This is a genomic window from Phenylobacterium sp. (genome assembly GCF_016124325.1).
Lineage (GTDB): Bacteria > Pseudomonadota > Alphaproteobacteria > Caulobacterales > Caulobacteraceae > Phenylobacterium.
In genome coordinates this window covers 25,343-47,275 of sequence record NZ_WGNY01000014.1, presented here as the reverse complement: position 1 = coordinate 47,275, position 21,933 = coordinate 25,343, and the positions used below count along the sequence as shown (strand labels likewise).

Here is a 21,933-nt window from a genome sequence, read left to right as displayed (position 1 = left end):
TTGGAGTTCCCATGACCTATCAGGCCCCCGTGCGGGACTACGTGTTCCTGCTGCGCGACGTGCTGCAGCTGGACCGCTACGCCAACCTGCCCGCCTTCGCCGACGCGTCCATGGACACTGTCGAAGCCATCCTGGAAGAGGCCGGCAAGTTCACGTCCGAGGTGCTCGCGCCCCTGAACGGCGTCGGCGACAAGCAGGGCTGCGTCTGGAGCCCCGACTTCACCGTCAAGACCCCCGACGGCTTCAAGGACGCCTACGCCAAGCTGGTGGAGGGCGGCTGGCCGGGCCTCGGCTCCGAGCCGGAGTACGGCGGCCAGGGCCTGCCCCACGTGGTCAACCTGGCCTTCTCCGAGATGAGCAGCTCGGCGAACATGGCCTTCTCCATGTACCCGGGCCTCACCCACGGCGCCTATTCGGCCATCCTCGCGGGCGGCACGCCCGAGCAGAAGGCGCTCTACCTGCCCAAGCTGGCCTCGTTCCAGTGGGCCGGCACCATGAACCTCACCGAGCCGCACTGCGGCACCGACCTGGGCCTGCTGCGCACCAAGGCCGTCCCGCAGGCCGACGGGACCTACCGCATCTCGGGCCAGAAGATCTGGATCAGCGGCGGCGAGCAGGACCTGACGGAAAACATCGTCCACCTCGTGCTGGCCCGCATCGAGGGCGCGCCGGCGGGGGTGCGCGGCATCAGCCTGTTCATCGTGCCCAAGTTCATCCCCGACGCCGACGGCAATCCCGGCCAGCGCAATTCGGTGAAGTGCCTGGGCCTGGAAGAGAAGATGGGCATCCACGGCAACGCCACCTGCGTCATCAGCCACGAGGAATCGACCGGCTGGCTGATCGGCGAGGAGAACGCCGGCCTGCGCCTGATGTTCGTGATGATGAACGAGGCCCGCCTGGGCGTGGGCCTGCAGGGCGTGGCCCAGGCCGAGGCCGCCTACCAGGCCGCCGCCGAATTCGCCAAGGACCGGCTGCAGGGCCGCTCGCTCACCGGCCCCAAGAACCCCGACGGCCCGGCCGACCCGATCATCGTCCACCCCGACGTGCGGCGCATGCTGATGGACGCCCGCGCCATCGTCGAAGGCGGCCGCGCCTTCATGACCTGGACCGCCCTGCACGGCGACCTCTCCCACGCCAGTCCCGACGAGGCCGTGCAGCAGAAGGGCCGCGACTACATGGCCCTGATGACCCCGGTGGTGAAGGCGTTCCTCACCGATCGCGGCTTCCAGGTCTGCTCCGACGCCATGCAGGTGCACGGCGGCTCGGGCTTCACCGAGCATTTCCCCGCCAGCCAGTACCTGCGCGACGTGCGCATCGCCCTGATCTACGAGGGCACGAACGGCGTGCAGGCGCTCGACCTCGTGGGCCGCAAGCTGGCCGCCGACGGCGGGCGCGGGGTGATGAGCTTCTTCGCCGAGCTGGACGCCTTCGTCGACGCCGAGACCGACGAGGCCATGAAGCCGTTCACGACCGGCCTCGCCCGGGCCAAGGCCGAGCTGCAGGAGGCCACCATGTGGCTGATGCAGAACGGGCTCGCCAATCCCGACAACGCCGGGGCCGCCTCCACCGACTACCTGCACCTCTTCGGCCTGACGGCGCTGGCCTACATGTGGTCGCTGCAGGCCAAGGCGGCGCTGGCGAAGATCGCGGCGGGCGACGCCGACCCGTTCTACCAGACCAAGCTCACCGTCGGCCGCTACTACATCGAGCGCGTGCTGCCCGAGACCGCCTCCCACCTTGCGAAGCTGAAGACCGGCGCCGATCTGCTGATGAAACTTCCGGCCGAGGCTTTCTGAGGAGGGGTCCCGTGGCGACCTATCGGGCGACGATCGCGTGGACGCTGCGGGAGACGCCTGACGACTTCCTCAAGGGCCGCTACGGCCGCGCGCACACCGTCAGCTTCGCCGAGCACGTGGTGCCGGCGACCGCCTCGCGCCATGTGGTCGGCAAGTGGGCGGCGCCCGGCGCCGTCGATCCCGAGGAGATGTTCGTCGCCGCGCTCTCCAACTGCCACATGCTCACCTTCCTGCATAAGGCGCGGCTGGCGGGCTTCGTCGTCACCGCCTACCGCGACGTGGCCGAGGGCGTGATGGAGAAGATCGACGGCGACCGCATGGCCGTCACCCGCGTGACCTTGCGGCCGGAGATCACCTACGAGGGCCGCCGCCCCACCGAGGCCGAACGCGACGCCCTGCACCACGAAGCCCACGAGGAGTGCTTCATCGCCAACTCGGTGAAAACCGAGGTGACGGTGGAAGAGGTCGTCCCCGCCTGAGCCCTGCATCCCGATCGCGTTTCGCGCGTTACCTGCGCCGGGACGAAACTGGGATGACACCGACCATCATGCGCAGAACATCGATTTCGGCAGGCGTGGCCGCCCTCCTGGCGCTGCCCCTCGCCCTGGCGCCGCTGAACGCCGACGCAGCCACCTGCAAGAGCCGCAAGACCACCGGCACGGTGCTGGGCGGCGTGGGCGGCGCGGTGCTGGGCAACGCCGTCTCGCACGGCGCGGGCGGCCTGCTCATCGGCGGCCTGGGCGGCGCCGTGGTGGGCCACGAGATCGGCGCGGCCGGGTGCAAGAGCGCCCCGCGCTACGCCAGTTCGCGGTCGAACCGGACCTCCTCCAGGACCTCATCGAGCTCGCATGAGCCCGCCGGGGCGGTCCGCAAGGTCTACTACGACCAGTACGGCAATGTGGTCGCCGTGCAGCCGGTGAGCGACCGCCGCTGATGCGCCCGACCCTGGTGGGCCTGGCCCTCGCCGCCGCCGCCCTGGCCGGGTGCGGCGGCCCGCCCGCGCAGCGGCCGAACGCGGCCATGTGCTTCGACTTCAAGGCGCCCAAGGCGACGCCGGCGCCCGGGGCTTCCGCCGAGGCCGCGGCGCTGGACGACTGCGTGCGCCGCTGGGCCTACAGCCTGGCTCCGTCGCGCGACGAGGCCGGCGCGGTCGCCGAGGCCGTGGCGGCCGCCTGCGGGACCCAGCTCTCGCGTTGGAACCAGCAGGCCCTGACCCAGCCGGGCGGCGACGGCGAGAGCACCAGCCTGCTCACCGGCGATCCCACCACGCCGCTGGCCGAGCACAACGCCTACGCCCACACCCGCGCCCTGCTCTACGTGGTCCAGGCCCGCGCCGGGAACTGCGCGCCGCCGCCCGCCAAGAACGGCACGCCGGACGGCGTCAGCTAGGAGAGGAGCGCCGCGAGCCGCGCCTCCAGCGTCGCGGCGTCCTTCAGCTCGCACTCCCAGATCGTCTCGACGCGCCAGCCCAGCGCGGCGAGCGCCTCGGCGGTCCGGGCGTCGCGGGCCACGTTGCGGCCCACCTTGGCCACCCAGTAGTCGCGGTTCTGCTTCGGGACGCGGGCGCCGCGCGCGCAGTCGTGGCCGTGCCAGAAGCAGCCGTGGACGAAGATCGCCAGGCGGCGGCCCGGCATGACGATGTCGGGACTGCCGGGCAGGTCCTTCCGGTGAAGACGGTAGCGCGCGCCCAGCCGGGTCAGCGCCTTGCGCACCTTCAGCTCCGGCGAGGTGTCGCGCCCTTTCACCCGCCGCATGACGGCCGAGCGCTTCTCGGGGTCGAACACGTCGCTCCCCTCCCCCTTGCGGGGAGGGGCTGGGGGTGGGGGTGCGAGAACCGGACTCTCGGAGACGACACCCCCACTCCCAACCCTCTCCCCGCAAGGGGGAGAGGGCCTTGGGGGGCGCGGCCGGATCACAGCCCGTCGAACAGGGCGGTCGAGATGTAGCGCTCGGCGAAGCTCGGGATGATGGCCACCACCAGCTTGCCGGCCATGTCGTCGCGGCTGGCGACGTCGAAGGCCGCCGTGAGGGCCGCGCCCGAGGAGATGCCCACGGGGATGCCCTCGTCCCGGGCCACGCGCCGGGCCATGGCGAAGCTGTCGTCGTTGGAGACCTGCACCACCTCGTCGATCACGCCGCGGTCCAGGATCGAGGGCACGAAGCCCGCGCCGATGCCCTGGATCTTGTGCGGGCCGGGCTGGCCGCCCGACAGCACCGGCGAGGCCTGGGGCTCGACGGCGATCATCTTCACCGAGGGCTTGCGCGCCTTCAGCACCTGGCCGACGCCGCTGATGGTGCCGCCGGTGCCGACGCCCGAGATCACCGCATCGACGCGGCCGTCGGTGTCGTTCCAGATCTCCTCGGCGGTCGAGACCCGGTGGATCAGCGGGTTGGCGGCGTTGTCGAACTGCTGCGGCATCACCGCGCCGGGGTTGGCGTCGACGATCTCCTTGGCGCGGGCCACGGCGCCGGCCATGCCCTTCTCGGCCGGGGTCAGCTCGAGGTGCGCGCCCAGCAGCACCAGCATCTTGCGCCGCTCCAGCGACATGCTCTCGGGCATCACCAGGGTGCACTTGTAGCCCTTGGCCGCGCAGACGAAGGCCAGGGCGATGCCAGTGTTGCCGGAGGTGGGCTCGACGATCTGGCCGCCGGGCTTCAGCACCCCCTTGGCCTCCAGATACTCCACCATGGCCACGCCGATGCGGTCCTTCACCGAGGAGATCGGGTTGAAGAACTCCAGCTTGGCGACGACCTCGGCCTTGGGCTTCAGCGCCGCGGTCAGGTGCGGCAGGCGCACGAGCGGCGTGTCGCCGATCAGGTCGAGGACGGAGTCGTAGATCCGGCCGCGGCCCGAGCGATGGTAGCGCGCGGCGTCGTAGGATTTGTCGGGGGTGGCGTCCATGATCGGGCCTCTTGGCGTTTCGGCTGCCCTTCGTGAGCGGAACCTAGGACTTCCGAACGCCTCTCGCCAGCCGGGCGTGCGAAGAAGGCGCGCGGGCCTGGGGGCGGAGCGGATCGATCCTCCCGCCTTGTCGCCGCCAGCTACTCCGCCGCCATCGCCGCCGCGGGGCTGAGCAGCGGTTCCAGCAGCTCCTGCGCCAGCCAGCGCACCACCGGGACCGCCACCCCGTCGCCGGCCACGTGCAGGGCGTTGGTCACCCCGTGCGGCAGGCGGTAGCTCTCGGGCAGGCCCATCAGCCGGGCGGCCTCGCGCGGGCTGAGCAGGCGCGAGCGCGCCCGGCCCCGCTCCACCACCAGGATCGCCTGGCGCGAGGAGCCGCCGCGCGGCGTGCGCAGACAGCCCGCGAGCCCGTCGAACCGCACCTCGGCGCGCTGGGCGACCTGTCCGTCCTCGAGGCGCGTGCGGCGGAAGACGGTGCCCACGGCGCGGCCCTTCTGGGCCTCCACCCGCGCGCGGTGCAGCGGCCCCATCAGTCCGAGCAGGCGCGCGGTCTGGTCCGGCGTATGCCAGGCGACGGCGGAGTCGGGTTCAAGGATCGCGGCGAGGTCGGTGTTGCGCGCGGGCGGCGCGGCCAGCCGCCACCACACCCAATGGGCCGCCACCTCGGGCGGCAGCGTCGCGGCGGCCTGGCGGACGGCGCGGGTGTGGAACGGGCTGTCGCCGGTCAGGGCCGGAGGCGCCTCGCGCGCGGCCACCACGAACACCCTCGGCCGGGACTGGGGCAGCGTCGCCGCCGCGTCGATCTCCAGCGCGCCGAAGCGGTAGCCGCGGGCGGCCAGCGCCGCGCCCAGGGCGGCGAAGTCGGCCCCGCCGTGGGAGCTCAGCAGCCCCACCACGTTCTCGATCACGATGACCCGCGGCGCGCGGCCCTCGCCGTCCAGCGCCTCCATCAGCCGCCAGAACCCGAAGAAGGCCGAGGAGCGGCCGCCGTTCAGGCCCGCGCGGGCGCCGGCGAGGCTGAAGTCCTGGCAGGGGCTGGAGGCCCAGGCGAGGTCGGGGCGGCCGGGCAGGCCGGCGGCGTCCAGCGCCCAGACGTCGCCCTCGTGGAAATGGCCGTCCGCGTCGGGGAAGTTCGCCCGGTAGGTCGCCGCCTTCACCCGGTCGAAGTCGTTGGCGAACAGGCAGCGCCAGCCGTCGCCGAGGCCCAGCCGGGCCATGCCGCCGCCGGCGAAGAATTCGTAGAAGGAGAGCGGCGGCCGACTCATCTCGCGGCGAGTCTAGCCTGCGTCGGGCGGATCGGAAGATGCGCCCGCGGCCCGCGCGCGCGGCGGGCCAACCTCGAAGACCCGGATGGTCGCGACGACGAGGCCCGTGTCGCCATGTCGCCGGGCGGGGCCCCTGGCGCCGACCACAGCCGATCCGGTATGGGGGGACCATGAGCAAACAACTTCTCATCGCGGCGCTCGTCCCGTTGGGCGCGGCCCTCATTCTCGCCAGCTGCACCCGCGACGAAGAAGGCCCGGCGCCCGCGCCCAGCCACCCGCCCTCCAAGATCGACATCAGCGGCGTCATCACGGCGCGGGGCGACGACCCCGCCTGGTCGCTGACCATCGACGGCACGACCCTCACCCTGAAGCGCGAGGGCGAGGCCGATGTCGTCGCCACGGCGGAAGGGGCGACGATCGAGCCGGGCCAGGCGCAGTGGCAGGCCATCAGCCCGGACAACCAGGTCTTCACCGTCACGCTCTATTCCAGCTTCTGCGACAACAACCCCGAGCAGAAGCGGATGCCCTACACGGCCGAGGTGGACGTCACCACCGACGTCCTGCAGGGCTGCGCGACCAAGGTTTCCGCGCCTGCGAAGCCGGCGGCGCCGGCAGCCAAGGCGAGCTGACCCTCCGCGCCGGCGCCCGCCGTCCGGACCCTTCCTCGGCTTCCGCTTGACCCTCCCCCTGGGGCAGGGGGTTTAATGTCGGAAAACGCGGTACGTGGACCGCGGATCGGGAGGACGCCATGGACAAGGCCTTCGACCTCGTCATCCGGGGCGGGACCGTGGTGGACGGGACCGGCGCGCCGGGCTTCGAAGCCGACGTCGGCGTGCGCGACGGCCGCATCGCCGCCGTGGGCCGCATCGCCGGCGCAGGCGCCGAGGAAATCGACGCCCGCGGCCAGATCGTCACGCCCGGCTTCGTGGACGTCCACACCCACTACGACGGCCAGGCCACCTGGGACGAGCGCATGCAGCCGTCGTCCTGGCACGGGGTCACCACCGTCGTCATGGGCAACTGCGGCGTCGGCTTCGCCCCCTGCCGGCCCGGCGACCACGACCGGCTGATCCGGCTGATGGAGGGCGTCGAGGACATCCCCTTCCCCGTGCTGGCCGACGGCCTGCCGTGGAACTGGGAGAGCTATCCCGACTATCTCGACAGCCTCGGCAAGCGCCGCTTCGACGTGGACGTGGGCAGCCAGCTTCCGCACGCGGCGCTGCGCGTCTACGTCATGGGCCAGCGCGGCGTCGATCGCGAGCCGGCCACCGAGGCCGACATCAACGCCATGGCGGCCATCGCCAAGCGGTCGATGGAAGCCGGCGCCCTGGGCTTCGGCACCTCGCGCACCCTCAACCACCGCAGCTCGGACGGTTCGCCGATCGCCACCCTGACCGCCGGCGAGGACGAGCTGACCGGCATCGCCATGGGCATGGCCGCCGCCGGCCGGGGCGCGCTGCAGGTGGTCTCCGACTTCCGCGACGCCGAGGACGAGTTCGCCATGCTGCGCCGGGTGGTGGAGCGGTCGGGCCGGCCGATGTCTTTCTCGCTGCTGCAGAGCCCGCTGAACGCCGACTCCTGGAAGTTCTTCCTGGCGCAGATGACCGAGGCCAAGGCGGCGGGCCTGACCATCCGCGCCCAGGTGGCCACCCGGCCGGTGGGCGTGCTGTTCGGCCTGGAGCTGACGGTCAATCCGTTCTCCAGCCACCCCAGCTATCGCGAGATCAAGGCCCTGCCGCTGGCCGAGCGCGTGGCCCGCCTGCGCGACCCCGGCTTCCGCGCCCGCCTGCTGGCCGAGGAGGCCGAGAACGCCCGCGCGCCCGGCCTGTCGCCCGCCCGAGCCTGGGACCGCATCTATCCCATGGGCGACGAACCCGACTACGAACCCACGCCCGACCGCTCCATCGCCGCCATCGCCGCGGCGCGCGGGGTCGATCCTTACGAGGTGGCGCTGGACCACATGCTGGACGGCGGGGAGGGGAACGGTCGCGGCATGCTCTACCTGCCGCTCCTGAACTACGCCGAGAATAACCTCGACCATGTGCGCACGATGCTGCAGCACGACTGCGTGGTCCCCGGCCTCTCGGACGGCGGCGCCCACGTCGGCATGATCTGCGACGGCTCGTTCCCGACCACCAACATGGCCTTCTGGACGCGCGACCGGAAGCGCGGCCCGACGCTGCCGCTGGAGAAGATGGTCAAGGGCCAGTGCCGCGATACGGCCGAACTGATCGGCCTCTACGACCGGGGCCTGGTGCAGCCCGGCTACCGGGCCGACCTCAATGTCATCGACTACGACCACCTGAAGCTGAAGGCGCCCCAGGTGACCTACGACCTGCCCACCGGCGGGCGGCGGCTGATCCAGCGCGCGGAAGGCTACACGGCCACCGTCGTCGCCGGCCAGGTCACCTACCGCGACGGCGAGCCCACGGGCGCCCTGCCCGGGCGGCTGCTGCGCGGGGCCACCCACGCCCCGGCCGCCATGGCCGCGGAATAGGAGGCCGGCCCATGAATGCGGTGACCCCCGAGTTCCGCCCCGAGGTCCTGGAGACGGCCTGCGAGTGGACGGCGAAGGACATGGCCGACCCGGCCGCCTGGACCGAACATCTCTCCCCCGCCGAGGTGGACGAACTGGAGGCGGCCGTGGCCCACGCCGCGGCGCGGTCGGCCGACTTCATGGCGATCGGCAAGGCCGACTTCCCGCTGCCGACGCTCGCGCCCCGCCTGAAGGCCATCGAGGCGGAGCTGATCGACGGGCGCGGCTTCGTCCTGATCCGCGGCCTGCCTCGCGAGCGCTGGACCAACGACCAGATGTGCCTCGCCTACTGGGGAATCGGCATGCACCTGGGCAAGCCCTGGCCGCAGAACGCCAAGGGCCACCTGCTGGGCGACGTCACCGACCACGGCAAGGCGCCGGGCGACCCCACCAGCCGCGGCAACGAGATCGGCCTCGTCGGCCTCGACTTCCACTGCGACGGCTCCGACCTCGTGGGCCTGATGTGCCTGCAGACCGGCGTCTCGGGCGGGCTGTCGGCGGTCTGCAACTCGGTGGCCCTGCACAACCGGCTGGTGCGCGAACGCCCCGACCTGGCGGCCGAGCTCTACAAGCCGCAGCCCTTCGACTACCGCGGCGAACAGGCGCCCGGCCGCCCCGGCTGGTACCTGATGCCGGTGTTCACACGGCTGAACGACCGGCTCTTCATCCGCCTGATCCGGCCCTACATCCTGGCCAGCCAGCGCCACGCCGACGCCCCGCGCCTGACCGAGGCGGCCGCCGAGGCCCTGACCTGGATGCAGGAGACGGCCGAGGGCGGCGAGTATTCCGTGATCATGGATTTCCGCCCCGGCGACCTGCAGTTCATCAACAACTTCCACGTCCTGCACGGCCGCACGCCCTACGTGGACGACCGCGCCGCCGGGAAGATCCGCCACCTGAAGCGCCTGTGGCTGGAGACCGAGGTGCTCACGGAACGCCCGCCCCAGTTCGTGAACCGCATGGGAACCCACTGGGCGAAGAAGCTCTCGATCAGCCGCATGGACGCTCAAGCGTGAGCGCCCCCTCCGACCCTTCGGGCCACCTCCCCCGCCAGCGGGGGAGGAGCGCTCCTCCCTCGCGACGCGGGGGAGGGGGACCGCGGAACGCGGTGGAGGGGGCCTCGCTCCGACCTCGCGCCAGGAAACCGCAATGACCGACCTCGTCCTCCGCACCGACCGCGACGGCGCGGCGATCCTCACGCTGAACCGGCCCGATAAGCTCAACGCGCTGAACGTCGAGCTGTTCGGGGAACTGGACGCCCACGTGCGCGCCATCGCCGGCCAGACCGAGACCGTGGGCCTGGTGGTCGTGAAGGGCGCCGGGCGCTGCTTCTCCGCCGGCCACGACCTCTCCGACATCGCCACGGGCGAGAAGCTGCCCGAGCCCTTCTTCCAGTCGAAGGTGATCGAGCGGCTGGCCGACCTGCCGCAGCCGGTGATCAGCGCCGTCCACGGCCACTGCTACACCGGCGCGCTGGAGCTCGCCCTGGCCGGCGACATCGTCTTCGCCGCCGAGGACGCGCGCTTCGCCGACACCCACGCCAAGTGGGCGCTGACCCCGGTCTGGGGCATGAGCCAGCGCCTGCCGCGCCGGGTCGGGACCTATCGCGCGCGGGAGATGATGCTCACCTGCCGCACCGTGCGCGGGCCGGAGGCCGCCGCCATCGGTCTGGCCGACTTCTGCGTCCCCGACGCCGAGTTCGACCACCGGCTGGCGCAGCTCTGCGCCGACATCCTGGCCAACTCCTGGTTCAGCCACCGCGCCAACAAGCGCCTGCTGCGTGCGACAGATGGCCTCACGCTTTCCGAGGGCCTGGCCCACGAAATCTACCGCGGCGAGGGGCGCGGCCCTGACATGGCCGAGCGAATCGCGGGATTCCAGAGCAAGTCGGTGAAGCAGGCCGGCTGACCCGTTAGCCGAATCTTGAGCCTGATTTGAGAGGGTGCGGATCTCTTCAAGAGCCTCCGCATGTCCGACTTCGACGCGATTTCCAGCAGCCGCACGCTGCACCGCCTCATCTACGCCAGCCGCCAGCGCATCGCGCCCGGCGACCTCGATAACGCCCTGGGCGAGATCATCCGTGCTTCGATCGCCCGGAACCGCGAGGTCGGCCTGACCGGCCTCCTGCTCGTTCACGACGGCTGGTTCGTCCAGGCGCTCGAAGGCGCCGCCGAGGCGGTCATGACCACCTATCGCCGGATCCTCGACGATCCGCGGCACGACGACCTCAAGCTGCTCTCCGCCGGCCCGGCCGACGCCCGCGAGTTCGGCGACTGGAACATGTGCGCCCGCCGCCTCAGCGCGGCCGACGACGCGATCCTCGACGCCCTGGCGCAGCGCGAGGCCTTCCGGCCCGCGACGCTGTCGGGCGCGGGCGCCCTGCGGCTGCTGAAGGCGGTGCGCGGCATCCAGCACCGCACGACGCTCGACGCCATCGTCTGACCCGGAAAACACGCGCCGCGCATGGCGCCCACGGGCGAGTCGGGTCCATAAGGATCGGATGACCTCCGCCCTCGCCGAAGCGCGGCCCTCGCCGCTCGACGCCGCGCGCGACGTCCTGCGCCGCACCTTCGGCCATGCCGACTTCCGCGGCCTGCAGGCCGACGTCATCGGCGAGGTGATGGCGGGGCGCAGCGCCATGGCCGTGCTGCCCACCGGCGGCGGCAAGAGCCTCTGCTACCAGATCCCCGCCATGCTGCGCCCCGGCCTGGGGCTGGTGGTCTCGCCGCTGATCGCCCTGATGACCGACCAGGTCGCCGCCCTCATCCAATCGGGCGTGGCCGCCGCGCGGCTCGACTCCAACATCGGCCTCGACGAGCGCACCGAGACCTGGCGGCGCATCGAGCGCGGCGAGCTGGACCTGCTCTACGTGTCGCCGGAAGGGCTGATGCAGCCCCACATGCTGGACCGGCTCTCGCGGCTGTCGCTCTCGATCATCGCCATCGACGAGGCCCACTGCGTCAGCCAGTGGGGCCACGACTTCCGGCCCGAGTACCGGATGCTGGGCCGCCTGGCCGATCTGTTCCCCGCCGTGCCGCGGCTGGCCGTCACCGCCACCGCCGACGCCCGCACCCGCGAGGACATCCGCGCCGAGCTTCGCCTGGAGGACTCGGCCGAGTTCGTCGCCAGCTTCGCCCGCCCCGAGCTGATCCTGTCGGCCGAGCGCAAGCGGGGCGGGGCGAGCAAGCGGGTGATCGAGCTGGTGACCGCCCGGCCCGGCCGTTCGGGGGTGGTCTACGCCGGCTCCCGCGACAAGACCGAAGCCCTGGCCGAATCCCTCCGCGCGGCGGGCGTGCCCGCGCTCGCCTACCACGCCGGCCTCGACAAGCAGGTGCGCACCGACCGGCTGGAGGAGGTCCTGGAGGCCGACGCGGCGGTGATGGTGGCCACCATCGCCTTCGGCATGGGGGTCGATAAGCCGGATGTCCGCTTCGTGATCCACGCCGACCCGCCCGCCTCCATCGAGGCCTACTGGCAGGAGATCGGCCGGGCGGGGCGCGACGGCGAGCCGGCCGAAGGCATCACGCTCTACGGCGCCTCCGACATGGCCTGGGCGCTGCGCCGCACGGCCGAGCGCGAGATGGACGAGGCGGTCAAGCAGGTCCAGGCGCGCAAGGTGCGCCAGCTCTACGCCATGCTGGACGGCACCGGCTGCCGCGCCGCCGCCGTGCGCCGCTACTTCGGCGAGGAGGGCGTCGAGCCCTGCGGCCAGTGCGACGTCTGCTCGGGCGGCGTCGAGACCGTCGACGCCACCGTGCCCGCCCAGAAGGCGCTGTCGGCGGCCCACCGCCTGAACGGGCGGTTCGGGCGCGGCCGGCTGGTCGACCATCTGCTGGGCAAGACCAAGGACGTCAGCGACTGGGAGACGGGCCTCTCGACCTGGGGGATCGGCCAGGAGCTCCCGGCCGGCCAGTGGCGCGATCTCGTCGAACAGCTCCTCTTCGAGGGCCTGCTGCGCGAGGATCCCAACGACGGCCGCCCGCTGGTGGGCCTGGGCGACCCGGACGCCGTGCGCGCCGTCTTCCGCGGCGAGCGGCCGGTGGCCATGCTGAAGCCGCACGAGACCGAGCGCGGCGGCAAGTCGCGCCGCAAGAGCCGCGAGACCGAAGCCCTGTCGCCCGCCGACCGGCCGCTGTTCGAGGCCCTGCGGGCCTGGCGCGCGTCCGAGGCCAAGGCCCAGCACGTGCCGCCCTACGTCATCTTCCACGACCGCACCCTGGCCGAGATCGCCACGGTCCGGCCCGGCTCCCGCGCGGCGCTGGCCCGCCTCAACGGCGTCGGCGAGGCCAAGCTGGCGCACTACGGCGCGGCGGTGCTGGAGGTGGTGGAGGGGTTCGGCGGGTGAAAACCTTCCCGCCCGGCGCCTGGACACGCTAGTCAGGAGCGAGCCACCCGCCTTCGTTCGCGATGACCACGCCTTCGACGTCCGATCAGAAAGCCGCCGCCGCCCGTTCCCGGGGCGCGCTGCTGGCCGCGTGGATCGCGATCGGCCTGTTCTTCGCCCTCGAGAACACCGTCAACGCCCTCTCCCGGCTCGCCGAGAACCCCGACCTTCAGCCGGTGAGGCCGTTCATCCTGGAATACTCCAGCGGCCTCGCTCACCTGGCGCTGGTGCCGTTCGTCGCCTGGACGCTGCGGATCGCGCCGCCCGGGCGCGGCCGGTGGCTGCGCTTCGTGCTCGTCCACGCGCCGGCCACCATCGCCTTCAGCGTCCTGCACATCGTGGGCTTCCTGGCGCTGCGCAAAGCCGCCTTCGCTATCGCCGGCTGGTCCTACGGCTGGTGGCAGCCGCTCTACGAGTACCGCAAGGACGTGCTGGCCTACGTGGTCTACGCCGCCGTGATCTGGACGTCCGACTGGGCGGCGCGGCTTCACGCCTCGGCGTCCGCGGCGAAGGGCGAGCCGCGCCTCTACGTTGTGCGGGACGGAGCGCGGACGCTACGCGCACCCGTCGAAGACATCGTCGCGGTGAACTCGGCGCGCAACTACGTCGAGTTCCATCTGGCCGACGGCGCCCGGACCCTGGCGCGCGACACGCTGGCCAAGGTGGAGGCGGACCTGGCGGACGCCGGCTTCCTGCGTACGCACCGCTCGTGGCTGGTCAATCCCGCCCACGTCCGCGTCGTCGCGCCGACGTCGAGCGGCGACATGCGTCTGGAGCTGTCCGGCGGCGTGACCGCGCCCCTGTCCCGCCGCTTCCCCGCCGCGCTCGAAGCGCTGCGCGGCGGCGACGCCGTGGCCGCCTGAGGGGTTCGTCCCCGCCACGCCGCCGTTCGTCCCAGCCGTCTCGACGCTCTTGGTCGGCCCCGCCATGGTCGCCGCATCGGAGGTTGGGACATGGCCGGACTGGCGCGAAGGATATTGCTCGGAGCCGCCGCCACGCTCGCGTTGGCGGGTGGCGGCGGGGCGCAGGCGGACGAATGGGGCGCCTATGGCCGCGACCCCGGCGGGACGCGATTCTCGCCGCTGGACCAGATCACGCCGGCCAACGTCGCCCGCCTGAAGCCCGCCTGGACCTTCCACACCGGCGACATCGCCGACGGCTCCGACGGCCCCCGCAGCGGTTTCGAGACGACCCCCCTGATGGTCGACGGCCGGCTGTATCTGACCACGCCCTTCAGCCGCGTCGTGGCGCTCGATCCGGCCACCGGCCGCCGGCTCTGGGCGTTCGATCCGAAGATCGACCGCCGGCTGCCGTACGGCGACGGCCTCATCAATCGTGGAGTCGCCGCTTGGACCGATCCGAAGGGCGGCCGCGCGCTCTGCGCGCTGTCCATCTTCGAGGCGACGCTCGACGCCCGCCTCGTGGCCCTCGACGGGGCGACCGGCCGGCCCTGCCCCAAGTTCGGGACCGACGGCCAGGTCAGCCTCACGGACGTGAAACGCTATCGGCCCGGCTACTACCACATGACCTCGCCGCCCGTGGTGGTCGACGACGTCGTCGTGGTGGGCTCGGCGATCGACGACAACGGCGACGCCGAGATGCCGGACGGGGTGGTCCGCGGTTTCGATGCGCGCACGGGCGAGCTTCTCTGGTCGTGGGAGCCGATCGAGCGGCCCGAAGGCGTCGCACCCGAGGCGTGGAAGACGGGGGCGGCCAACGCCTGGACGATCCTCTCCGCCGATCCCGCCCGCCATCTGGTGTTCGTGCCGACCGGCTCGGCCAGCCCCGACTATTACGGCGGCCTTCGCCCCGGCGACGACCGCTGGTCGAACTCGGTGGTCGCCCTCGACGTGCGCACCGGCAAGCTCGCCTGGGGCTTCCAGCTCGTGCACCACGACCTGTGGGATTACGACACCGCCGCCGCCCCGCTGGCCACGACCCTCACCCTGGACGGCCGCGAAACGCCCGTGGTCATCGCCGGCAACAAGACCGGCATGGTCTACGCTCTGGATCCGGCGAGCGGCGCGCCGGTGCTGCCCATCGAGGAGCGGCCCGTCCCGCCCAGCGACACGCCCGGGGAGACCGCCTCGCCCACCCAGCCATTCCCCGTCACCCTGCCGGGCCTCGCGCCCCAGACCTTCACGCCCGATCAGGCGTTCGGGCTCAACGACGAGGATCGCCGCGCTTGCGCAGCCGCCCTGGCCGAGCTCAGCGGAACCTCGATCTTCACGCCGCCCAGCCTGACCGGCGCGCTCGCCGTTCCCGGCAATGTGGGCGGCATCAACTGGAGCGGCTTCGCCTGGGACGCCAGGCGCCAACGCCTGATCGTCTCGGTCTCGAACCTGCCGGTCAAAGTCCGCCTGATCCCCAAGGAGAAGTTCGAGGGCGGCGACCGGGGCGACCTGCGCGCCGAGACCACCATGCAGCACGGCACGCCCTACGCCATGAGCCGCCAGCCGCTGCGCGGTCCGGTCGCGGGCGCGCCCTGCGTGCCGCCGCCCTGGGGCGAACTGGTGGCGCTTGACCTGGCCAAGGGCGAGATCGCCTGGCGCACGCCGCTGGGCTCGCTGGAAGACATCGCGCCCGGCATCGGCGAGGTCGCGAAGGGCTCGCTCGCCCTGGGCGGACCGATCGTCACCGCCGGCGGTCTGGTCTTCTCGGGCGGCACGCTGGACCGCCGGTTCCGGGCGTTCTCCGCCGAGACCGGCGAGGAGCTGTGGAACGCCGAACTCCCCGCCAGCGCCCACGCCACACCGATGACCTACGAGGTGGGCGGCCGTCAGTACGTGGTGATCGCCGCGGGCGGCTCGGCCAAGATCACCGAGGAAGTCCAGAGCGACGCGCTGATCGCCTACGCCCTCGACCCGGCGGCTCCCTGACGGACTAGGGCTTGGGCCCGGCGCAGGCCGAGAGGTCGCCGGCCTTGCAGGCGGCCACCGCGACCCGCCAGGCCTCCATCGCCCGTTGGTGTTCCGTCTCCGCCTGGGCCGCGGCGGCGTCGTGCGCCTCGAGCGCGCGGCGATGGTCGGCCACCGCGGCCTCGTAGGCCGCTTTGGTCGCGGCGTTGCGCGCGTCGATCTCTGCGTTGCGCTGCACGGTGGCGGCGTTCAGCAGGTCGGTTCGGTGGTTTTGGTCGGCGATCTCGGCGGCGTAGGCGGCGCGATCGAGAACGGGCTGGCCGAATGTCGGCGAGGCGGCCGCGCAGGCGGCGGCCAAGACAAGAAGGGCGACACGCATCTGGGGCTCCCGGGTTGGGCTTCCGCCTCGCCAGGGAACCGCCGTCTGCGGCCGCCCGCCTTGATCTGACTCAGATTCCTAGAAGTTGGCCTTCACTTCCACGCCCACCGTGCGGGGATCGTTCACGAAGCCCGTCAGGTTGTTGAAGTCGATGCCGCCTTCCAGGCTCTTGTCGTTGGTGATGTTGCGGCCGAAGGCCGCCACTTCCCATGCGCCGCCGGCCGCGCGGTAGCCCAGGCGCAGGCCGCCTTCCAGCAGGTGGCCGTCCTGGTACTCGGCCGACTGGTAGAGGAAGAAGTTGATCTTCGAGCGATAGGCCCAGTCGGTGAAGACGAAGACCTCGCCCGAGGCCATCGGCCACGAGTAGCCCGCCGTGACGTTGGCGATCCACTTCGGCGCGTTCGGCAGGGGGTTGCCGTCGATGTTGACGGTACCCGCCAGCGCCCCGGCCGGATCCAGCACCGTGCAGCCCGACCCGCAGGGCGCGGTGGCCAGGTTCGGGTCGTCCAGCTTGGTGTGGTTGTACGAGAGACCCGCGGTCAGGATCAGCCGGTCGATCGGCTCGGCCTCGGCGTTGAACTCGAAGCCGTAGCCCGTCGCGTGGTCGGCGTTCAACAGCCGGTTGAAGTTGGCGCCGCCGCCCACCGCGGTGAGCTGCAGGTCGCTGGCCCGGTAGTAGAACACGTCGGCGTCGAAGCGGACGCGGGCGTTGGGCAGCTTGCCCTTCACGCCGGCCTCGTACGACATCTCGGTTTCCTTGTCGGCCACCGAAAGGCTGTCGCCGAACAGCAGCCGGCCCTGGATCGAGGGGGCGCGGTAGCCGCGCGCGATGCGGGCGTAGAGGTTCAGGTCGTCGGTCGCCGCATAGGTGGCGTTGACGTTGTAGCTGAGCTCGTTCGAGCTGGGGCTGGCCCGCAGCACGCCCGTGGCGCCGCCGCCGATCGGCGAGATGGTGCGCTGGGCCAGGAACTTCTTCTTGTCGTACGACAGGCGCAGGCCGCCGCCGACGTTCAGCCTGTCGTTGACCTGGTAGTCCAGGTTGGCGAAGCCCGCCCAGCTCTCGGTCTTCTGGTGCTGGTAGGCGAAGCCGTCCAGCGCGCCGCCGGCCAGGGTGTTGTAGTCGTAGCTGTCGATCTTGACGTCTTCATGGAAGTAGAAGGCGCCGATCGTGTAGCCCAGCGCGCCGTTCTTCCCGGACAGGCGCGTCTCCTGCGAGAACTGGCCCAGCATCGGGATCCCGTCCGCGCTCTCCGACGGGAACGGGATGAAGCCCGGGCCGGAGGGCGGCGCGAACGCGGCGCCGAAGCCGCCGTCGATGTCGGCGCGCGAATAGGTGTGCAGGCGCTCGAAGGCGGTGATCGAGGTGATCTCCGGACCGTCTTCGGCCAGCTTGTAGTTGAGCTTCAGGTTGACGCCCGACGACTCCACCTTCTGCACGGCGCGCGGCTGGGCGTCCTGGGCGATCTCGTCGCGCTTGAAGCCCGGAACGAAGCCCCCGCCCACGGCGATGATGTTGGCGCGGAACACGCGCGGCGTGCCGTCGAGGTGCTGGTAGTGGGCGTTCAGCAGGGCGCTGAACTGGTCGGTCGGCGCCCACAGGAGCTGGCCGCGGAGCGCGAACTGGTCGTAGCCCTCGCTGGCGTTCTTCTCGCCGGTGAAGGTGTTGTCCACCCAGTCGTCGCGGTGCTGGTAGAGGCCCGACAGGCGGCCGGTCAGCGTCTCGCCGAGGATCGGGCCCGAGACGGCGCCTTCCAGGTTGATGGTCGAGTAGGTGGCGTACGAGGCCGAGCCGTAGCCGGTGAATTCCTTGGTCGGCTTGGCGCTGTCGAACTTCAGCACGCCGGCGGGCGTGTTGCGGCCGAACAGGGTGCCCTGCGGGCCGCGCAGCACTTCCACCTGGTCGATGTCGAACAGCGGGAAGCCCTTCAGGACCGGGTTCTCCAGCACCACCTCGTCGTAGACGAAGCTCACGGGCTGCGAGGCGTTCAGGTCGAAGTCGGTGTTGCCCAGGCCGCGGATGTAGGGACGCGGGAAGGTGCGGCCGAAGCTCGATTCCAGCGTCAGGCTGGGCACGCGGGCCGAGAGCATGCGGATGTCGCCGCCGCCCGAGCGGAAGGCGTCCAGCTTGGCGCCCTGCACCGCGGTCACCGACAGCGGCACGTCGTTGATGTTTTCCGACTTCTTCTGGGCGGTGACGATCACCTCGCCAACGGTGGCTTCCTCGGCCTGGGCCGGGAGCGCCATGGCGAACGCGGTGGCCGATGCGCCGGCCACAAGCAGGGCGCGCAACGTCGCGGACGTCTTCATTCTTGGGAACCTCTGTCTGACGGCGAGGGGGAGGGACTCGCCTTCTGCGGCCCTAGCTACACCAGGAGGTACGCAACCGGCGCCATTTGCCGCTTCGTTGTCACAAATCTGACGCCGAGCGTTGTCTTGGCGCAACAGTCGTGTGGCGGGGCGGCCCACAACGAAAAACGCCGCCGCCCGGAGGGGCGGCGGCGCTTCGAAGCGTCGAAGTCGACGGCGTCAGGCCGTCAGGCTCGCCCGGCGGCGCATGGCCGCGCCGGCCAGGCCGAAGCCCGTGATCATCAGCGCCCAGGTCGCCGGTTCGGGCACCCCGCCCACGCCGCCCTGGCCATCGTCGATGAAGGCGTAGTTGGTGTAGGTCGCTCCCGTGGCGTTGTCGCTGACATAGGCCGACGCCGCCGCGCCGATGTCCTGGTCCGGATATCCGCTCGTCGGACCATAGTACAGGCCGAGATATTTGCTGCTGTAGTCCTGCGCGAAGAGCACCCCGTCGGCGTAGCCGATCACGGAGTACCAGGCGTTGAAGTCCACGGCGTTCGGATCCACGCCCTGGGTCGAGATGACGTAGTCGCCCGCGCTGCCGCCGAAGAGCAGGGCCGCGGCTTCCTGGCCGGTGTAGGCGAGCGGGCCGTCGGGCGGGCTGGAGCTCCAGCTCGGCCCCTCGTCGACCTGCCAGCTCCCGACGAAGACGAGCGCCGCATGGGCCGTCCCGCCGCCGAGCACGGCCGCGGCCATGGACGCCGCCGCAAGAAGTTGTCGCATCCGCATGATTTACCCCCGCTACTGTCACGCTGACCTGTGGTCGGCCGACAATCTGGCATCCCGTCCGAGCCACAGAAACGGAGTTCCCCTCAGCGGGGAAAGACTTGCACGCCGCAGGTTTGGCGCGTGACCGTAGAACCGGTCGCCCGCCAAGCAACGGTCAAGCTTGTATCGGCCGAAGCCAAGATGTCCTGGCAGAACAGATCACGCCAGGCGCGTCGATCTAGACGTCGACTTCGGCGTCCAGGGCGTTTTCCTGGATGAACTCGCGGCGGGGCTCGACCACGTCGCCCATGAGCCGGGCGAACAGGTCGTCGGCGTCGTCGGCGTGGTCGACCTTCACCTGCAGCAGCGTGCGGGCCTCCACGTCCAGCGTGGTCTCCCAGAGCTGTTCGGCGTTCATCTCGCCCAGGCCCTTGTAGCGCTGGATGGAGAGGCCGCGGCGGCCGTTGTCCATCACCGCGTTCACCAGGTCGAGCGGCCCGCGCACCTTGGTCGTGCGCTCGCGGCGCGTGAAGACGGCCGGCTTGGCGAAGGTCTCGCTCATCTTGGCGGCGCGTTCGGCCAGGCGGCGCGCGTCGGCGGCGTGCAGCAGCACCTCGTCCAGCACCAGCCGCTCGGAGACGCCGCGGCGCACGCGGCTGAAGACGTAGCCGCCGCCGGCGGCGTGCTCGCCTTCCCAGGCGCCGTCGCCTTCCTCGGCGTAGAGGTCGAGCCGGCGGGCGGCCTCGGCCACGTCCTCGGCGTTGCCGAGCAGGCCGGCCAGGGCCGCCTGTTCGATGGCGAAGGCCGGCGCCCGACTGGCCAGGCGCTCGATGTTGGCCTTGGCGCTGCGGGCGCTCTGCACCAGGGCCAGCAGGTCCTGGCCCGCCATCCGCGTGCCGTCGCCGAGATCCAGGACGGCGCCGTCCACGCCTTCGTCGATCAGATAGGCCTCGAGCTCGGCGTCGTCCTTCAGGTAGCGCACCGACTTGCCCTTGGTCGCCTTATAGAGGGGCGGCTGGGCGATATAGAGATAGCCGCGTTCGATCACCTGCGGCATCTGCCGGTAGAAGAAGGTCAGCAGCAGGGTGCGGATGTGGGCGCCGTCGACGTCGGCGTCGGTCATGATCACGATCCGGTGGTAGCGGATCTTCTCGATGTCGAAGTCGTCGCGGCCGATCCCGGCGCCCAGCGCGGTGATCAGGGTGCCCACCTGGTCCGACGACAACATCTTGTCGAACCGGGCCCGCTCCACGTTCAGGATCTTGCCGCGCAGCGGCAGGATCGCCTGGTTCTCGCGGTTGCGCGCCTGCTTGGCCGAGCCGCCGGCCGAGTCGCCCTCGACCAGGAAGATCTCGGACTTCGCCGGGTCCTTCTCGGAGCAGTCGGCCAGCTTGCCGGGCAGGGAGGTGATGTCGAGCGCCGACTTGCGGCGGGTGAGCTCGCGGGCCTTGCGCGCCGCCTCGCGGGCGGCGGCGGCCTCGGCGATCTTCTGGACGATCAGCTTGGCCTCGTTGGGGTGCTCCTCGAACCAGGTCGAGAGCCCCTCGCCGACCAGGCCCTCGACGGCCGGGCGCACCTCGGAGGAGACCAGCTTGTCCTTGGTCTGCGACGAGAACTTGGGGTCGGGCACCTTCACCGACAGCACGCAGGTGAGGCCCTCGCGGGCGTCCTCGCCCGAGACGCTGACCTTCTCGCGCTTCGCCGCGCCCGAGGCCTCGGCGTAGCTCGTGATGATCCGGGTCAGCGCCGAACGGAAGGCCGCCAGGTGGGTGCCGCCGTCGCGCTGGGGGATGTTGTTCGTGAAGCAGAGGACGTTCTCGTGGTAGCCGTCGTTCCACCACAGCGACATGTCGACCTCGACGTTCTCGCGGCGGCCCTTGATCACGATCGGCGTCTTGATCAGCGGGGACTTGGCCTTGTCGAGGTGGCGCACGAAGGCCTCGATGCCGCCGTCGTAGTGCATCACCTCCTCGAACGGCTCGGCCCCGCGGAGGTCCTTCAGCCAGATCGTCACGCCCGAGTTGAGGAACGCCAGCTCGCGCAGGCGGTGCTCCAGGGTCTTCAGGTCGAACTCGATGAACTTGAAGGTGTCGAGCGACGGCAGGAAGGTGACCTCGGTGCCGGTCAGCGGCTCGCCGTTCTCGCGCAGCGGCGACTTGCCCGTCACCACCAGGGGCGAGACCGCGTCGCCCAGCCGGAACTCCATCTCGTGGGCCTGGCCGTTGCGGTGGATCTTCAGCTTCAGGAAGTCGGAGAGCGCGTTGACCACGCTCACGCCCACGCCGTGCAGGCCGCCACTGACCTTGTAGCTGTTCTGGTCGAATTTCCCGCCGGCGTGCAGCTGGGTCATGATGACCTCGGCCGCCGAGACACCCTCGCCCTCGTGGATGGCGGTGGGGATGCCGCGCCCGTCGTCGGTGACGGTGCACGAGCCGTCGGCGTTGAGGATCACCTCGACGCGCGTGGCGTAGCCCGCCAGGGCCTCGTCGATGGCGTTGTCGACCACCTCGTAGACCATGTGGTGCAGGCCCGAGCCGTCGTCGGTGTCGCCGATGTACATGCCCGGACGTTTTCTGACCGCGTCCAGGCCCTTGAGAACCTTGATGGATTCCGCGCCGTACTCGCCCGCGCCATTGCCGTTTTCCGGCGTCTCGCTGTCTTCGCTCATCTCATGTCCGACTGGGGCGCCGCTCGGAGAGGTTGGGCTCGATGACCCGGGCGCCCTATGGTGGCGCCGCGCGCGTCGCGCAGAGCCAGGG

At 71.3% G+C, this 21,933-nt stretch carries 19 protein-coding genes; 12 read left to right on the top strand and 7 right to left on the bottom strand.

Annotation, left to right across the window (positions count from 1 at the left end):
• Positions 1 to 11: 11 nt before the first annotated feature.
• The 4 genes from GC203_RS07195 (at position 12) to GC203_RS07180 (ending at position 3,185) form a co-directional block, all read left to right on the top strand.
• Positions 12 to 1,796: an acyl-CoA dehydrogenase C-terminal domain-containing protein gene (locus tag GC203_RS07195; protein WP_293452842.1), complete on the top strand. Its 1,785-nt coding sequence runs from the start codon at positions 12 to 14 to the stop codon at positions 1,794 to 1,796.
• Positions 1,797 to 1,807: 11 nt separating this feature from the next.
• Positions 1,808 to 2,275, top strand: a complete 468-nt coding sequence (locus GC203_RS07190; protein WP_293452841.1) for an OsmC family protein — start codon at positions 1,808 to 1,810, stop codon at positions 2,273 to 2,275.
• A 95-nt stretch (positions 2,276 to 2,370) separates the two neighbouring features.
• Positions 2,371 to 2,730: a glycine zipper 2TM domain-containing protein gene (locus GC203_RS07185; protein WP_293452840.1), complete on the top strand. Its 360-nt coding sequence runs from the start codon at positions 2,371 to 2,373 to the stop codon at positions 2,728 to 2,730.
• Positions 2,730 to 3,185, top strand: coding sequence for a hypothetical protein (locus GC203_RS07180; protein WP_293452838.1), 456 nt, complete (start codon positions 2,730 to 2,732; stop codon positions 3,183 to 3,185). Before GC203_RS07185 ends, GC203_RS07180 begins: the two co-directional genes overlap by 1 nt.
• On the opposite strand, the gene vsr is transcribed toward GC203_RS07180, so the two are convergent.
• The 3 genes from vsr to GC203_RS07165 form a co-directional block, all read right to left on the bottom strand.
• Entirely contained in the window at positions 3,182 to 3,580 is a 399-nt protein-coding gene (gene vsr / locus GC203_RS07175) for a DNA mismatch endonuclease Vsr (protein ID WP_293452836.1), read from the bottom strand. The genes GC203_RS07180 and vsr overlap by 4 nt on opposite strands.
• Positions 3,581 to 3,708: 128 nt before the next feature.
• A complete protein-coding gene (gene cysK / locus GC203_RS07170; RefSeq protein WP_293452834.1) occupies positions 3,709 to 4,698 on the bottom strand; it encodes a cysteine synthase A in 990 nt (329 codons plus the stop codon).
• A 140-nt stretch (positions 4,699 to 4,838) separates the two neighbouring features.
• The gene (locus GC203_RS07165; RefSeq protein WP_293452833.1) at positions 4,839 to 5,963 is read right to left on the bottom strand and encodes a DNA cytosine methyltransferase; all 1,125 of its coding nucleotides are present in this window, start codon (positions 5,961 to 5,963) and stop codon (positions 4,839 to 4,841) included.
• 170 nt (positions 5,964 to 6,133) lie between these two features.
• Here GC203_RS07165 and GC203_RS07160 point away from each other — a divergent pair, with 170 nt between their 5' ends.
• The 8 genes from GC203_RS07160 to GC203_RS07120 all read left to right on the top strand — a co-directional run bounded on the left by GC203_RS07160 (position 6,134) and on the right by GC203_RS07120 (position 15,762).
• On the top strand, positions 6,134 to 6,592 hold the full coding sequence (locus GC203_RS07160) for a hypothetical protein (protein WP_293452832.1): 459 nt from the start codon (positions 6,134 to 6,136) through the stop codon (positions 6,590 to 6,592).
• A 119-nt stretch (positions 6,593 to 6,711) separates the two neighbouring features.
• Positions 6,712 to 8,460: an amidohydrolase family protein gene (locus GC203_RS07150; RefSeq protein ID WP_366501533.1), complete on the top strand. Its 1,749-nt coding sequence runs from the start codon at positions 6,712 to 6,714 to the stop codon at positions 8,458 to 8,460.
• Between the two features lie 11 nt (positions 8,461 to 8,471).
• Entirely contained in the window at positions 8,472 to 9,515 is a 1,044-nt protein-coding gene (locus GC203_RS07145; RefSeq protein ID WP_293452831.1) for a TauD/TfdA family dioxygenase, read from the top strand.
• 133 nt (positions 9,516 to 9,648) lie between these two features.
• Positions 9,649 to 10,407, top strand: a complete 759-nt coding sequence (locus GC203_RS07140) for an enoyl-CoA hydratase/isomerase family protein (protein ID WP_293452830.1) — start codon at positions 9,649 to 9,651, stop codon at positions 10,405 to 10,407.
• Positions 10,408 to 10,467: 60 nt separating this feature from the next.
• Positions 10,468 to 10,941, top strand: coding sequence for a BLUF domain-containing protein (locus GC203_RS07135; protein ID WP_293452828.1), 474 nt, complete (start codon positions 10,468 to 10,470; stop codon positions 10,939 to 10,941).
• 58 nt (positions 10,942 to 10,999) lie between these two features.
• Positions 11,000 to 12,844 (top strand): DNA helicase RecQ, encoded by a 1,845-nt coding sequence (gene recQ / locus GC203_RS07130; RefSeq protein WP_293452826.1) that lies wholly within the window; start codon positions 11,000 to 11,002, stop codon positions 12,842 to 12,844.
• 62 nt (positions 12,845 to 12,906) lie between these two features.
• Complete coding sequence (locus GC203_RS07125; protein ID WP_293452825.1) at positions 12,907 to 13,746, top strand: LytTR family DNA-binding domain-containing protein; 840 nt, start codon at positions 12,907 to 12,909, stop codon at positions 13,744 to 13,746.
• Between the two features lie 90 nt (positions 13,747 to 13,836).
• Positions 13,837 to 15,762: a pyrroloquinoline quinone-dependent dehydrogenase gene (locus GC203_RS07120; protein WP_293452824.1), complete on the top strand. Its 1,926-nt coding sequence runs from the start codon at positions 13,837 to 13,839 to the stop codon at positions 15,760 to 15,762.
• A 4-nt stretch (positions 15,763 to 15,766) separates the two neighbouring features.
• Here the strand turns inward: GC203_RS07120 and GC203_RS07115 are convergent, their stop codons facing one another.
• From GC203_RS07115 to gyrB, 4 genes are all read right to left on the bottom strand, one after another.
• Positions 15,767 to 16,120, bottom strand: coding sequence for a hypothetical protein (locus GC203_RS07115; protein WP_293452823.1), 354 nt, complete (start codon positions 16,118 to 16,120; stop codon positions 15,767 to 15,769).
• A gap of 78 nt (positions 16,121 to 16,198) precedes the next feature.
• The gene (locus GC203_RS07110; RefSeq protein ID WP_293452822.1) at positions 16,199 to 18,427 is read right to left on the bottom strand and encodes a TonB-dependent receptor; all 2,229 of its coding nucleotides are present in this window, start codon (positions 18,425 to 18,427) and stop codon (positions 16,199 to 16,201) included.
• 219 nt (positions 18,428 to 18,646) lie between these two features.
• Positions 18,647 to 19,189 (bottom strand): PEPxxWA-CTERM sorting domain-containing protein, encoded by a 543-nt coding sequence (locus GC203_RS07105; protein ID WP_293452821.1) that lies wholly within the window; start codon positions 19,187 to 19,189, stop codon positions 18,647 to 18,649.
• Between the two features lie 223 nt (positions 19,190 to 19,412).
• Complete coding sequence (gyrB, locus tag GC203_RS07100) at positions 19,413 to 21,842, bottom strand: DNA topoisomerase (ATP-hydrolyzing) subunit B (protein WP_293452820.1); 2,430 nt, start codon at positions 21,840 to 21,842, stop codon at positions 19,413 to 19,415.
• Positions 21,843 to 21,933 lie beyond the last annotated feature (91 nt).

Excerpts from the sequence above, each read along its gene's own strand:
- GC203_RS07140 (WP_293452830.1), top strand. The coding sequence starts at position 9,649 with ATGACCGACCTCGTCCTCCGCACCGACCGCGACGGCGCGGCGATCCTC.
- recQ (WP_293452826.1), top strand. The coding sequence starts at position 11,000 with ATGACCTCCGCCCTCGCCGAAGCGCGGCCCTCGCCGCTCGACGCCGCG.
- GC203_RS07135 (WP_293452828.1), top strand. The coding sequence starts at position 10,468 with ATGTCCGACTTCGACGCGATTTCCAGCAGCCGCACGCTGCACCGCCTC.
- GC203_RS07110 (WP_293452822.1), bottom strand. The coding sequence starts at position 18,427 with ATGAAGACGTCCGCGACGTTGCGCGCCCTGCTTGTGGCCGGCGCATCG.
- cysK (WP_293452834.1), bottom strand. The coding sequence starts at position 4,698 with ATGGACGCCACCCCCGACAAATCCTACGACGCCGCGCGCTACCATCGC.
- GC203_RS07105 (WP_293452821.1), bottom strand. The coding sequence starts at position 19,189 with ATGCGACAACTTCTTGCGGCGGCGTCCATGGCCGCGGCCGTGCTCGGC.
- GC203_RS07145 (WP_293452831.1), top strand. The coding sequence starts at position 8,472 with ATGAATGCGGTGACCCCCGAGTTCCGCCCCGAGGTCCTGGAGACGGCC.
- GC203_RS07180 (WP_293452838.1), top strand. The coding sequence starts at position 2,730 with ATGCGCCCGACCCTGGTGGGCCTGGCCCTCGCCGCCGCCGCCCTGGCC.
- GC203_RS07160 (WP_293452832.1), top strand. The coding sequence starts at position 6,134 with ATGAGCAAACAACTTCTCATCGCGGCGCTCGTCCCGTTGGGCGCGGCC.
- gyrB (WP_293452820.1), bottom strand. The coding sequence starts at position 21,842 with ATGAGCGAAGACAGCGAGACGCCGGAAAACGGCAATGGCGCGGGCGAG.
- GC203_RS07165 (WP_293452833.1), bottom strand. The coding sequence starts at position 5,963 with ATGAGTCGGCCGCCGCTCTCCTTCTACGAATTCTTCGCCGGCGGCGGC.
- GC203_RS07125 (WP_293452825.1), top strand. The coding sequence starts at position 12,907 with ATGACCACGCCTTCGACGTCCGATCAGAAAGCCGCCGCCGCCCGTTCC.
- GC203_RS07195 (WP_293452842.1), top strand. The coding sequence starts at position 12 with ATGACCTATCAGGCCCCCGTGCGGGACTACGTGTTCCTGCTGCGCGAC.
- GC203_RS07115 (WP_293452823.1), bottom strand. The coding sequence starts at position 16,120 with ATGCGTGTCGCCCTTCTTGTCTTGGCCGCCGCCTGCGCGGCCGCCTCG.
- GC203_RS07120 (WP_293452824.1), top strand. The coding sequence starts at position 13,837 with ATGGCCGGACTGGCGCGAAGGATATTGCTCGGAGCCGCCGCCACGCTC.
- GC203_RS07150 (WP_366501533.1), top strand. The coding sequence starts at position 6,712 with ATGGACAAGGCCTTCGACCTCGTCATCCGGGGCGGGACCGTGGTGGAC.